This window comes from Burkholderia sp. BCC1640, from assembly GCF_902833125.1.
GTDB lineage: Bacteria > Pseudomonadota > Gammaproteobacteria > Burkholderiales > Burkholderiaceae > Burkholderia > Burkholderia diffusa.
Genome location: NZ_CADFEF010000012.1, coordinates 126,553 through 138,970 on the forward strand (window position 1 = coordinate 126,553; position 12,418 = coordinate 138,970).

Sequence of the window (12,418 nt, forward strand, 5' to 3'; positions counted from 1 at the left end):
CCATCCGATCTTCATTGCGGCCGATGCTGTCGGGACGAAAGCGCCGGTCGTCTGTCACAGTATGAGGAGTACGAACCATGAGCAACATGACGCGTTACGATCCGTTTTCGATCGAACCCGTATCCGACCTGTTCCAGGGGCTGTTCAGGCCGCTGCGCGGCATGGCGCTGGCAGACGAGCCCGATCTTGCGTCGATGAAGATCGACGTCACCGAAAACGACAAGGCGTACACCGTCAATGCGGAACTGCCGGGCGTCGCAAAGGACGACATCGACGTCCAGGTGACGGGGAACACCGTCTCGATCAACGCGAAGATCGAGCGCAAAAGCGAACAGAAGGACGGCGAGCGCGTGATCCGGCGCGAGCGCTACAGCGGTGCGATCAGCCGTTCGTTCTCGCTGTCTGGCGACATCGACGATGCCGGCGCGACGGCGACGTATCAGGATGGCGTGCTGTCGCTGACGCTGCCGAAGAAGGCGCCGGTCGGGCAGAAGAAACTCACGATCAGCTGATCGGACGGCGGGCAACGGGCGATGCAGGCACGCATCGCCCATCGGGAGGATCCGGCGCGCGGAGCGATCCGCGCGCCATGTCGTTGGCGCGATCGAATCTGCGCGTCACGCATGCGACGGCGTACTGCCGGGCCGATAACCGACCGTCTGCGCGAGGATCGGCAGTTCGTCCTCGTTCAGTCGCAACGCGTCGGCGAGCGTGCGGTGATTGATCCAGCCGCGCACGACCGTTCCGAGGCCGACCGCCGCGCAGTACAGCGAGACGTTCTGCGCGATGGCGCCGGCCGCGATCGCCGAGAACACGTCACGCTGCGGCGGCGGCATGTCGAGTATCGCGGCCGTCCGGACGACGTAGACGAGATCCAGCGGCGCGCGGCCGACGAAATCCTGATAGCCCGTGAGGTTGCGCGCATCGACCGCGTGTTTCAGCACGAGCCGGTGCGCGGGCGCATCGTAGCGATAGACGCCGTAGGGCAGCGCGACGTAGATGTCGATTTCATTGAATGCGTGCGCGGACGGCGCCGTCCGGCCGCCGCTCGCCGGGCGGTTGATGCCGTCCGCCGCCCACAGCATCGTGCCGAGGGTCATTGGCGGGAGCGGTGTGGCGGCGAATTCGCGGGAGCTCATTCGGGTCGCCAGCGCCGCCATCAGCGGCACGTCGTTGTCGAGCATCGGGCGCGGCAGGTCGACGATCGCCGGCGACTCGCCCTCGGGCGATGCCGGCTGCATCACGGGCGCCGGCGAATAGGTCAACAGCTGCTGTTCGGTCATTCGAGTCTCCTTGAAGCGTGATTGCGCGTGCCTGGAACGTCGCGCATCGGCGATTTCACGATAAGACGGCCGGGCCGTCGCGGCTTGACTTCCGTCAAGCGGCGCACCGGCCGGCCACGACGGGCGGCGCGCGGCATCCGTTGACCTGCATCAGCGCCCGGGCGCCGCGCTTGTGCAAATCTGGCTACGTGCGGCGGACAGGCACGCCGCGGCTCACAGGAGAGCAGACGATGAAAACCGACAAGCAGTTGAAGCAGGATGTCCAGGACGAACTGGAGTCCGACCCGTCGATCGATTCGACGCGCATCGGCGTCGAGGTGACCGACCGGATCGTGACGCTTTCGGGGCACCCGCCGAGCTACGCGGAGAAGCTGGCGATCGAGCGCGCGGCGAACCGCGTGGCCGGTGTCAAGGCGCTCGTCGTGGACATGACCGTGCATCTGCCGGACGACGACGTGCGCACCGACGAGGACATCGCCAAAGCGGTGCGCTCGGTGCTGCACTGGACGGTCGGGCTGCATGACGACGCGGTCAAGGTGCAGGTCGAACGCGGCTGGATCACGTTGTCCGGCAAGGTCGACTGGGCGTACCAGAGCCACCTGGCCGTGCGCGCGATCTCGCAGATGCGCAGCGTGACGGGCGTGACCGACCACATCGCGGTGCAGGGGACGGTCGGTGCGGACGACATCGGCGGGAACATCAAGCGCGCGATCATGCGTCACGCGGAGCGCGAGGCGAAGCACATCGCGATCGACGTGCACGACGGCACCGTGCGGCTGTCCGGCAAGGTCGGCTCGTTCTCCGAGCGCAAGGCCGTGCGCGGTGCCGCGTGGTCCGCGCGCGGCGTGCGTGCCGTCGTCGACGACCTGGTGGTCGAGTAAGTCCGGCAGCCGGATGGGCAGTCCACGGCGAACCAGGAGGGCAATCGGATGACAGTTTCGGGTGAACTTCACGAAGCGGACTGGTCGGTCGCGATCGAAACGGTCGCGGCCGAATCCGGCGGCTTCCGCTGCCGGATCCACGTCACGCTCAAATCGCCGGACGGCATTTGCGAGCGGACGTTCGAGCACGGCAGGACGCATCCAACCGAGCGCGAAGCCGCGATCGACGCACTGCGCGCCGGGATGACGTGGATCGAGATGAAGAAGTCGAATACCTTCACGGTCTGAACCGGTTGACGGGGCAGACCGACGAAGGCGTCGGTCCCGTCGCGCAATGCGCGGTACGGCGATCCCCGCGCCGATGCGTGCCGCGGTCGTCTACCGCGTCTTGTGCGAGACGCGCCAACGCCGCGCACGCTTTTTCTTGCACGCACGCGCATGTTGTTCCGGCCGCCGGACGTGACGGGCAACCGCGTCGGTCACGGTCGGAAAGAAGCTGGCCGCGCCGAACACGTCGAACAAACCGTAGGCGCGCAGGCGATCCTTCACCGGCCCCTTCATCTCCGCGAAATTCATCGCGATGCCGCGCTCCCCAAGCTCCTCGTGCAGCGCCACGAGCCGATCCGCGGCGCTGACGTCGATGTCGGTGACGGGCTCGGCGGCGACCACGATGCGCGTGACCGGGCCCGCCGCTCGTGCGATCGCGGCGTCCAGATGCTCGCAGAAGATCTCGACGTTCGCATAGAAGAGCGGCGCATCCCAGCGAAACAGCACGAGCCCCGGTGTTTGTTCGGCTTCGGGATGCCGCGCGACGTCGTGATAGCCGCGCACGCCCGTCAGCCGGCCCAGCACCGCGTCGTACGGGTGCCAGGCCCGCCAGACGAACGACAGCAGCGACAGCGCGCTGGCCAGCAGGATGCCGGGCACGACGCCCATTGCGATCACGCCGGCGAAACACAGCATCGAAATCAGGCATTCGCCGCGGCGCATCCGGTATAGCCGCACGACACCGCGCACGTCGGCGATGCCGAACGCCGCATAGATCACGACCGCGGCCAGTGCCGTGCGCGGGACGAACGTGAGCAGCATCGGCGCGGCAACGAGCAGAATCGCGATGCACGCGGCCGCGACGACATTCGTGACCTGGCTTTGCGCGCCCGCGGCGATCGCGACCGGCGTGCGGGACGCGCTGCTGCTGACCGCGCAGCCCTGCGTCACGCCGGCGAGCAGATTGGCCGCGCCCAGTGCGATCAGTTCCTGGTTGCGGTCCGGCGCGTCGCCCGCCCGTGCGGAAAGCGCGCGCGACAGCATGCTGATGTCGGCGAACGACACCAGCGCCACCGCGATCGCGCCGGATGCGAGTGCGCCCACGTCGGCCAGCGAGACGGCCGGCAAGCGCGGAACAGGCAAGCCGGCCGGCAACGCGCCGACCGTCGCGACGCCGTGCAACGGCGACAGGCGAGCGACGAGCGTGGCCGCCAGCACGGCGATCAATATCGCGGGCCAGCGCGGCGTCACGCGTTTGATCAGGAATATGGACGCCAGCACCGCGACGCCGAGCAGACCGGCCGCGATCGAAAAACGGCCGTCGACGAAGGCATGCGTGATGCGCGTCACGCTGGAAAACACGTCGCTGCCCGACACCGGCATACCGAACAGTTCGGGCAGTCGCCCGACCACGAGCGCGATCGCGATGCCGTTCAGGTAACCGTACTGGATCGGGCGCGACAGCAAATCGGTGACGAAGCCGAGGCCAAGCGCGCCGAGCAGGATGCAGATCGCGCCGGCGGACAGCGCCAGCGCGCCGGAAAGCGCGATTGCGCGCTGCGGATCATGGGCGGCGAGCGGGGCGATGGCGCCCGCGATCAGGGCCGCCAGCGCGGAATCCGGGCCGAGAACGAGGACCCGGCTCGGGCCGAGCAGCGCATAGGCGAGCAATGCAGCGATCGACGCATAGAGGCCCGTGATGGCGGGCAATCCGGCTGCCTGCGCATAACTCATGCCGACCGGCACCAGGATGGCCGAAAGCGCGATCCCCGCGTACAGGTCGCGAGAAAGCCAGGCACGCCGGTAGTGCGCGAGCAGCGCGACGCCCGGGAGCATGCGGACGATCCGTCCGGATAGCGGGCGGTTCATCGCGGCTTCATCGCTGAAAGGTCGGGGTGAAAGGGTTGCCGTGCCCCGACAGGCAGGCGCTCATCGGAATGTGACTGCCCCCGCATGGACGCGCGAAACCGCGCAGCGACAGGGGCCGTCGCGCCGGCGACGGCTACCGAGGCTCGACGCCACGACGCCCGGCATCACGCGACCTTGACCGTGGAAAGCTGCAACGCCTGGGCGAAGCGGGCCAGCGTGGCGATCGATCCGGTGACGCTTTCGTACCGCTCGCGCCCGATCTGCCCGTCGAGTATCACCAGCATGCCGGCGTCTCGGGCGAGCGCGACGAGTGCCAGCGTGTCGAGCGCGGCGGGGTCGGACGTGTCGGATGTGGCGGCCCGCATCCCCGAATCGGAACGATAGTCGGCGTGTGACATGACGTCTCTCCTGGTTGTTGTGCGATCGGTGTGCCGGTGGGCCGGTATCCGTGATTCCAGTATCGTTGCCGCGCGCCCCCGATTCAATCAGCCGGTCCCGAAGTCGCGGTAGGAATCGCGCCCGCTTCGTCGGCGGATTCCTACACCGTGCGTGGCTTCGCCGGCTCCTTGCAGCGTGCCGGCGCGCGTTCCCGGCGCCGCGCGTACCAGCTTCCGATCGCGTGCCAGATCGCCGCGGCCGATTCGCAATACGTGAACAGTTCCAGATCGCGGCGGTCGATCATCCCTTCGTCCGCGAGAAACGCCAGGTCGACCGCGCGGCGCCAGTACGCCTCGCCGACGAGGATGACCGGCAGCGGCGCGATCTTGCGCGTTTGCAGCAGGGTCAGCACCTCGAACAACTCGTCGAACGTGCCGTAGCCGCCGGGGAAGAAGACGGCCGCTTTCGCGCGTTCGAGCAGATGCAGCTTGCGGATCGCGAAATAGTGGAACCGGAAGTGGAGATCCGGCGTGATGTACGGATTTGGCGCCTGTTCGCGCGGCAGCTCGATATTGAAGCCGATGCTCGGGGCGCCGCGCTCGTAGGCGCCGCGGTTGGCGGCTTCCATGATGCCGGGGCCGCCGCCGGTGACGATGGCGAGCCGCGCGGTGCGCGTGCACCGGTCGGCATGGGCGACGATGCGCCCGAACTCGCGCGCGACGCGGTAATACACGCTGTATTCGACGAGCCGGCTGGCAATCGTGACGGCGCGCCGCCGGCTCGGGTCGTACGGACGCTCCGCGAGCAGGCGATTCGCTTCGTCCAGCCGCGCGTTGGCGACCGATGGCGCGACGATACGCGTGCTGCCGTAGATCACGACCGCATGGCCGATCCGCTCGTTCTGCAGGCGCTCCTCAGCTTTCCAGTAATCGAATTGCAGCCGGATGCCGCGCATGCCGGAACCCCGCAGAAGGGCCGCATCGTCGTCGGCCGGGGCGCGGTTCGGGCTTTGGGTGACGCGCCGCGCGCGTAGCCGTTTGCCGCGCGCCTTCGCGATCGTCGCGACGGGGGCGGGACGGCGGCGTGCGGCGCCTTTTGCCGTGCCGGCGGAAGCGCGTTTGACGGGTGTCGACATCAATGGAAGCGCCGCGCGACGGTCACTGGCTCAACACCCATTGCACGAGCAGATGCGCGTCGTCGCGAGACAGCGGCCCGCCGCGATCGATGGCCGACGGCATCGGCGTGTCGCCCCAGTGCACGCGGCCGCCGACGCGCAGCTTGCGCTCCAGCTCCGCGGCGGCACGCGGATCGCCGCGATAGCGCTCGGCGATCTCGTGAAACGACGGCCCGAGGAACGTCATGTCCGGCGTATGACAGAACATGCAGTGCTGCGCGTTGACGAGTTCGGTCGGCTCGGGCACGGTCGTCTGCGCGGCGGCCGTGCCGGCTGTCAGCGCAATCGCGCAGAGGGCGGCGCAACGCATGATGCTCATGTTCGTTTCCTTGTCGAGATCAGGAGAAGGAGACCACTTCGTCGAGCGGGCGTCGCGGCGAATGCAGCGTGTGCGGACCGCGCCCGACGCGCAGCAGCAACTGCGGCTCGCCGCGCAGCCCGATCATGTGGCGCAAATGGGCACGCAACCCGGCCGTCTCGATCGGCTGGTTCAGGTACGACGCGGTGTAGCCCGCGCGCGTCGCGACGAGCAGGATGCGCTCCAGCGCCTGGCCGGCGGCGAGCCACGCTTCGCGATCGTCGCGCACGGTCGCGATGCACACGATCAACGGCGATGCGCCGACGAGTTGGTGATGCAGCGCGGCCAGCCCGTTGCCGAGATCGAAGGTCCGTACCGCCATCGTCACGACGGGTGCGGCGAAGTCCAGCAACGTCGGCACGCCGGCCGCGAAGGCGGGCATGCCGTCGACATGCCGGCGCGGATCGATCCAGCTTGCCAGTTCGCGCCGGAAGCGCGGGTCCGAGAACTGCTGGCGGTCGGCCTCGGCGACCAGCTCCGCGACACGTGCGCGATGCGCGATCGAGTCGACGCACGCGACGTCGGCGCCTTCCGCGACGCCGGCCGCGATCAGTTCATGCTGGATTTCCTCGGGCACGGCCGTCGATTCGAACGGGGCGCGCGTCGTGACGCGGTCCGGAATCGCATCGAACAGCGCGCCGAGCGACGCATCGGAATAGCCGTCGTCGCAGACCCGGACCGTCGCAAGGAGATCGGGGTCGACTTCGGAAGGAAACGTGCTGATCGTGTGCGCGAGCCCGGCGTGATCGAGCGCGACGCGCAGGTTGAGCAACGCTGCGCCGCAGCTGATGATCAGTTCGCGATCGAACGGATCGACCACGGGCAACGCGCGAACGCGGTCCGCGCACACGGAAATCGTGGCGCCGTTGACCAGGAAGCGCCACGGCTGGGAATTGTGGCTGGACGGAGCCAGCACCGCGTAGCCCAGCAACTCCCTCAACTGCTGGTCGGGATGGGCGCTTGCGGCAAGCGGGGGAACGGATATCATCGATCATCTCCAGGTTGCCGCGCGGGCGGCGTCTCGCCACTTCATCGTGTCAGCAACCGTCCGGCGGCCGTTGATGCACGTCAAGCGCCCGTCATCGGGCCAACCGCGGGCGAGGCCAGGCGACTAGCCTTGGAAGCGAAGCGCGCGACACCCGTCGCGCAGGGAGACGAGCATGCTTGCGATGATGTTTGACGGCACGACACCGCAATTGCGCGAAGCGCGCGTGCCGGAGCCGTCGCCCGCGGCGGGCCAGCTGCTGATCGACGTACACGCATGCGGCGTATGCCGGACCGATCTGCACGTCGTCGACGGCGAACTCGCGCACCCGAAGCTGCCGCTGATTCCAGGGCACGAAATCGTCGGAACGGTGCGCCGGCTCGGCGAAGGCGTGACGGGCTTCGCCGTGGGCGACCGGGTGGGCGTCCCCTGGCTGGGCTCGACGTGCGGGCATTGCGCGTACTGCGCGTCCGGCCGCGAGAACCTGTGCGACAGCCCCGGATTCACCGGCTATACGATCGACGGCGGCTACGCCGAGTGCGCGGTCGCCGATCACCGCTATTGCGTGCATCTGCCGCAACGCTATTCGGATCTGGAAGCCGCTCCGCTCCTGTGTGCCGGCCTGATCGGCTATCGAACCTTGCGCATGGCGGGCGACGCGCGTCGCATCGGCATCTACGGTTTCGGTGCGGCGGCCCACCTCGTCGCGCAGGTCGCGCATGTCGAAGGGCGCACGGTGTTCGCGCTGACGAAGCCCGGCGACACGGCGGCGCGGCAGCTTGCGCTGTCGCTGGGCGCCGCGTGGGCCGGCGGCAGCGACGAAGCGCCGCCGGAGCCGCTCGATGCCGCGCTGATTTTCGCGCCGGTGGGCGCACTGGTGCCGGCGGCGCTGCGCGCGGTCGACAAAGGCGGGATCGTCGTGTGCGGCGGCATTCACATGAGCGACATCCCGGGCTTTCCGTACGCGTGGCTGTGGGGCGAGCGCCGCATCGCGTCGGTGGCCAACCTGACGCGTGCGGACGCGGTCGAATTCATGCGGATCGCCGCCGCGACGCCGCTGCGGGTCGAGGCGGTCCGCTACGCGCTGACCGATGCGAACCGCGCACTGGACGACCTGCGCGGCGGGCGCGTATCGGGCGCGGCCGTGCTGGGCATGCGCGGTTGATCCGCTCGACGGATCGGTGGCGCGCTCAGATCTGCCGCAAGCCGTCCGAATCGACGATCCGGATCTGCTTGCCTTGCGCCGCGACGAGCCCCTTGTGCTGGAACTTCGACAGCATGCGGCTGACCGTTTCGAGCTTCATGCCGAGATATTCGCCGATCTCGTCGCGCGTCATCCGCAGCACGAATTCCGCGGCCGAGTAGCCGCGCGCCTTGAAGCGCGCGGAAAGATTCAGCAGGAACGCGGCCACGCGCTGCTCGGCGCTCATCGTGCCGAGCAGCAGCATCTGCGACGATTCGCGCACGATCTCGCCGCCCATCATCTGATACACGTGATGCTGCATCGGCCGCACTTCGCGGCACATCTGCTCGAGCTGGCCGAACGGGATGATGCAGACCGTGCTGTCCTCGAGCGCGATCGCGTCGCCGTTGTGGTGCCCGGTGTGCACGCCGTCGAGGCCGAGCGATTCGCCGACGATCTGGAAACCGGTGATCTGCTCGTCGCCGTCGCGATGCATCACGATGGTCTTGAACGATCCGGTTCTCACTGCATAGATGCTGCTGAATGCGTCGCCCGCGCGAAACAGCGTTTCGCCGCGCCGGATGTGTCGCGTCGTGCAGATCATCGCGTCGACGCGCGCGAAATCCTCGGGCGAAAGATCGGGCGGCATGCAGACGGTACGCAATGCGCACGTCGAACAGCGGGACGCGGCGCGCTTGGGCTGATCCGTCGGTTCGACCGGATGCAGCGGGATGAACGGGCGTAACGGCATGGTCGTCGAGACTTCGGCACTGCTGTGCATGATCGGCTCCAGTTCGGGGGCAGCGGCGGCTCGCCGTCGGGCGGGGTCGCGCTGACCGTTGTACCGGCGGCCTTGGTGTCTGCCGCCTTCCTGTCGGGGAAGCCCCACCGGACGCGCCGGGAGACCGATACACCGGTCTCGTCGATGATGCTGCCTTGGCTCCGGGAGGCACGTTTGTTCGTTTTTCTTGATGTGCAGTATGGATGTTGCGCAACGTCAAGAAAATCAGCCGGAATTGAAGTTGGAGTAGGTGAGAGGGAAGTCTTGTAGGGGGTTTCCTACAGAGGCGCGGCAACTTGTCGCGAGCGTCGCCGGCATGCGCCGGCCGCCGAGGGCGGGCGCTGCGTCGCCGCGCCCGCCTGGCCGTCGTCAACGATACTGCCGGGACATCAAGACCGGGCGCGACCCTGCCCGAGGCCGACGTCACAGCTCGTCCGGGTCCTCGAACAGCTTGTGGCGCATCGCGTAGCGCACGAGTGCCGTGTCGTTCGGCATCTGCATCTTCTCGAGGATCCGCGTCTTGTACGTGCTGACGGTCTTGACGCTCACGCAGAGCGCCTGCGCGATTTCGGAAATCGACTCGCCGGTGGTCACGCGGCGGAAGACGTCGAACTCGCGGTCGGACAGGCGCTGATGCGGAAGAAGATCGGTCGGCTCGTTCAGGCTCTGCGCGAACTGCTCGGCCATGGTCAGGCTGACGTAGACGCCGCCGGCCGCGATCTTGGTCAATGCGGCGACCAGTTCGGCGCTGGCGCTTTCCTTGGTCATGTAGCCCGAGGCGCCCGCGCGGAATGCGCGTACCGCGTACTGTTGCTCGGCATGCATCGTCAGCACGAGGATATGCAATCCCGGCTTCTCGTCCTTGATCTGCTTGATGAGTTCGACACCGTTGCGGCCGGGCATCGACAGATCGAGCACCAGCACGCTGGCGTCGGTGTCGCGTATGAGCGCGATCGTCGAGGCGCTGTCCTGCGCTTCCCCGACGACCTCGAAACCGCTCGCGCTCTTCAGGATGTGTCGAAGACCGTCCCTGACGAGTGCGTGATCGTCGGCGATGAGTACCCTGATCATGAAAGCACATCTCCTTGCTTGATGGCGTGAAGCGGCAGCGCCACGGTGATCGTGAATCCTGCGCCCGGCCGGTTGTCGATCGTCACCGTACCTTCGAGCATGTGCGCGCGCTCGCGGATGCCGATCAGGCCGAACGACGGGCGGTCCTGCACATTGCCGGCGTGCTCGGGCGCGCCGTGACCGTTGTCCGCGATGCGCAGCATGCAATATCCGTCTTCCACTTTCAATGCCAGCGTCACGTTCGTTGCGTCCGAGTGTCGCGCGACGTTGGTCAGCGCCTCTTGCACGATGCGGAACAGCGTGGTCGCGCCGGTGCCGGTGAACGCGGTGTCGACAGGGGCGATGTCCCGGTCGACCGTGATCCGGTAGCGGCGCGTGAAATCGTTTGCAAGCCATTCGATCGCCGGCACGAGGCCCAGGTCGTCGAGCATCACCGGCCGCAGATCGGCCGCGATGCGCCGGACGGACGCGACGATCGAATCGATCAGGCGATGCATGCCGCCCAGCTGCTCGCGCACGCCGGTGTTGGGGGCGACGACACCACGGAGCCCCAACTCCACAGCCGAGAGATCCATCTTGAGAGCGGTGAGTTGCTGGCCGAGATCGTCGTGCAACTCGCGGGCGATGCGCGTCTTCTCTTCCTCGCGCACGTTCTGCAGGTTGGCGGAGAGGTCGCGCAGTTCCTCACGCGACTGCTTGAGGGCATTTTCCGCGCGCATCCGCTCGGTCACGTCGCGCAGCATGACCGTGTACAGCTTGCCGGTGCCGTCGCGAATCTGCGAGATCGACGCCTCGATCGGAAACTCCGTGCCGTCCGCGCGCAAACCGAACAGCACGCGTTGCCGCCCCATCTGGCGCTCCGACACACCCGTCACGCCGAACTGCTCGACGTGTCGCGCATGCGCGGCGCGGAAGCGCTCGGGGATGAAACGGGACAGCGGCGCACCGACCGCCTCCATCGCGGAGACGCCGAACACCTGTTCGGCGGCCGGGTTGAAGATGACGATCGTCTGATGTTCGTCGACGGTGATGATGGCCTCCATCGACGACCGGATGATGCCCATCATCCGCGCCTCGGTGGGTTGGCTGTCGCCGGCGGGGGTATCGGCGAGCCCACGTTTCGCGACGGCCTGCCCCACGAGCGCGGCCAGCGTCAGCGAGAGCATGGTGCCGACCAGCAGGACGGCCGGCATGACGCCGGACGTGTCGGCGCGCGGCGCGCTGTAGCGCAGCGAGAGCGGCGTGCCGCCGAACGTCAGCGAATCGGTGCGCTGGAGCATGTCGCCGGCTGCGGTCGAATCGCCGGCGCGCAAGCCGCCGGAATACACCGGCGCGGCCGGATTGTCGGCCGTGATTTCCAGGTGCAACCGATCGAGAACGGACGAATCGACGAGGCGGTCCGGATTCAGCGCGGCATAAACGTACCCGGTGGCCGTCGCGTGCCGCGACCCGGACGAAGGAATGTCTTCAGCGTTCGCATAAATCGGCAGGTACAGCGTCAGCTCCGTCCGGGCGATCGCCGCATCGGTGCTGTCCTGGAACGCGTTCGCGGCGAGCGTGACCTTGCCGGTTTCCGCCGCGCGCTGAAGTGCCTGCCGGGTCGATTGATTGTCGTCCGCCGCGCTCGGCTCGATTCTCCCGAGACTGCGGACCGGCGACTGCAATCCGTCCAGATTGAGACTGGCGAGATAGCGGCGCCACGCGGCCCCGGATTGCGGCGCGGGCAGCGTCGACGCGAAGCCGTGCGCGCCGCGCAAAACGGCAGCCGCGCCGAGGAGCGTGCGCCGCAGGTCGGCCGTCGCGAGCGTCGCGGTTTGCTCGAACCTCGCCTGCGCGACGTGCTGTGCCCCGTTCTGCAGTGCCCGGGACGCCGCAAACGTTGCAGTCAGGCCAAGCGCCAGCGTCAGCAGCGCGGCCATGGTGGCATATCGCGCGGGACGGATCCGGTGCGACGCCGGCCCGGCCCTGGAGGGGGGCGAATTCGTTGTCATTGCCGTTCATCCTGACGGACTTCGTCGGTGGCTGGCTGGCGGCGGGCCGGACACGAGGCACGAACAGCCGGGCAGGCCGCAACTGCAATTTCGCCCTGATTGTGCGCGGTTTACCGACGTTCGCCAATCGGGACCGATGCGCACGGGCGGCGCCGTGCGTGTTTGACCCGTGTCAACGGAAAGGCGCCCGCCGGGAT

Annotated in this window: 13 protein-coding genes; 4 read left to right on the plus strand and 9 right to left on the minus strand. The window is 67.9% G+C overall.

The features are described 5' to 3' along the window. Nucleotides 1-77: 77 nt before the first annotated feature. Nucleotides 78-512, plus strand: a complete 435-nt coding sequence (locus HWX25_RS15485) for an Hsp20/alpha crystallin family protein (RefSeq protein WP_175909008.1) — start codon at nucleotides 78-80, stop codon at nucleotides 510-512. A 105-nt stretch (nucleotides 513-617) separates the two neighbouring features. On the opposite strand, the gene HWX25_RS15490 is transcribed toward HWX25_RS15485, so the two are convergent. Beyond that, nucleotides 618-1,283: a nitroreductase family protein gene (locus HWX25_RS15490; protein WP_175909009.1), complete on the minus strand. Its 666-nt coding sequence runs from the start codon at nucleotides 1,281-1,283 to the stop codon at nucleotides 618-620. Between the two features lie 230 nt (nucleotides 1,284-1,513). Between HWX25_RS15490 and HWX25_RS15495 the strand changes: the two genes are divergently transcribed. Next, nucleotides 1,514-2,164 carry a BON domain-containing protein gene (locus HWX25_RS15495; RefSeq protein WP_059452433.1) on the plus strand — a complete coding sequence of 217 codons (651 nt, stop codon included), beginning with the start codon at nucleotides 1,514-1,516 and terminating at the stop codon, nucleotides 2,162-2,164. Nucleotides 2,165-2,212: 48 nt separating this feature from the next. Then, on the plus strand, nucleotides 2,213-2,452 hold the full coding sequence (locus HWX25_RS15500; protein ID WP_059816823.1) for a hypothetical protein: 240 nt from the start codon (nucleotides 2,213-2,215) through the stop codon (nucleotides 2,450-2,452). A 90-nt stretch (nucleotides 2,453-2,542) separates the two neighbouring features. On the opposite strand, the gene HWX25_RS15505 is transcribed toward HWX25_RS15500, so the two are convergent. The 5 genes from HWX25_RS15505 to HWX25_RS15525 all read right to left on the minus strand — a co-directional run bounded on the left by HWX25_RS15505 (nucleotide 2,543) and on the right by HWX25_RS15525 (nucleotide 7,198). Continuing rightward, nucleotides 2,543-4,300 carry a SulP family inorganic anion transporter gene (locus tag HWX25_RS15505; protein ID WP_175909010.1) on the minus strand — a complete coding sequence of 586 codons (1,758 nt, stop codon included), beginning with the start codon at nucleotides 4,298-4,300 and terminating at the stop codon, nucleotides 2,543-2,545. Nucleotides 4,301-4,464: 164 nt separating this feature from the next. Further along, entirely contained in the window at nucleotides 4,465-4,698 is a 234-nt protein-coding gene (locus tag HWX25_RS15510) for a hypothetical protein (protein ID WP_059816818.1), read from the minus strand. A gap of 140 nt (nucleotides 4,699-4,838) precedes the next feature. After that, nucleotides 4,839-5,813, minus strand: a complete 975-nt coding sequence (locus HWX25_RS15515; protein WP_175909011.1) for an LOG family protein — start codon at nucleotides 5,811-5,813, stop codon at nucleotides 4,839-4,841. 22 nt (nucleotides 5,814-5,835) lie between these two features. After that, nucleotides 5,836-6,171, minus strand: coding sequence for a c-type cytochrome (locus HWX25_RS15520; protein WP_175909012.1), 336 nt, complete (start codon nucleotides 6,169-6,171; stop codon nucleotides 5,836-5,838). Nucleotides 6,172-6,190: 19 nt separating this feature from the next. Beyond that, entirely contained in the window at nucleotides 6,191-7,198 is a 1,008-nt protein-coding gene (locus HWX25_RS15525; RefSeq protein WP_059816812.1) for a nitroreductase family protein, read from the minus strand. A 172-nt stretch (nucleotides 7,199-7,370) separates the two neighbouring features. Between HWX25_RS15525 and HWX25_RS15530 the strand changes: the two genes are divergently transcribed. Then, nucleotides 7,371-8,360 carry a zinc-dependent alcohol dehydrogenase family protein gene (locus tag HWX25_RS15530; protein ID WP_175909013.1) on the plus strand — a complete coding sequence of 330 codons (990 nt, stop codon included), beginning with the start codon at nucleotides 7,371-7,373 and terminating at the stop codon, nucleotides 8,358-8,360. Between the two features lie 25 nt (nucleotides 8,361-8,385). Here HWX25_RS15530 and fnr read toward each other — a convergent pair whose 3' ends face one another. The 3 genes from fnr to HWX25_RS15545 all read right to left on the minus strand — a co-directional run bounded on the left by fnr (nucleotide 8,386) and on the right by HWX25_RS15545 (nucleotide 12,221). After that, nucleotides 8,386-9,159: a fumarate/nitrate reduction transcriptional regulator Fnr gene (fnr, locus tag HWX25_RS15535; RefSeq protein WP_175909014.1), complete on the minus strand. Its 774-nt coding sequence runs from the start codon at nucleotides 9,157-9,159 to the stop codon at nucleotides 8,386-8,388. Nucleotides 9,160-9,582: 423 nt separating this feature from the next. Continuing rightward, nucleotides 9,583-10,230 (minus strand): response regulator transcription factor, encoded by a 648-nt coding sequence (locus HWX25_RS15540; RefSeq protein WP_175909015.1) that lies wholly within the window; start codon nucleotides 10,228-10,230, stop codon nucleotides 9,583-9,585. Next, complete coding sequence (locus HWX25_RS15545) at nucleotides 10,227-12,221, minus strand: PAS domain S-box protein (protein ID WP_175909016.1); 1,995 nt, start codon at nucleotides 12,219-12,221, stop codon at nucleotides 10,227-10,229. Before HWX25_RS15545 ends, HWX25_RS15540 begins: the two co-directional genes overlap by 4 nt. Nucleotides 12,222-12,418: the final 197 nt, after the last annotated feature.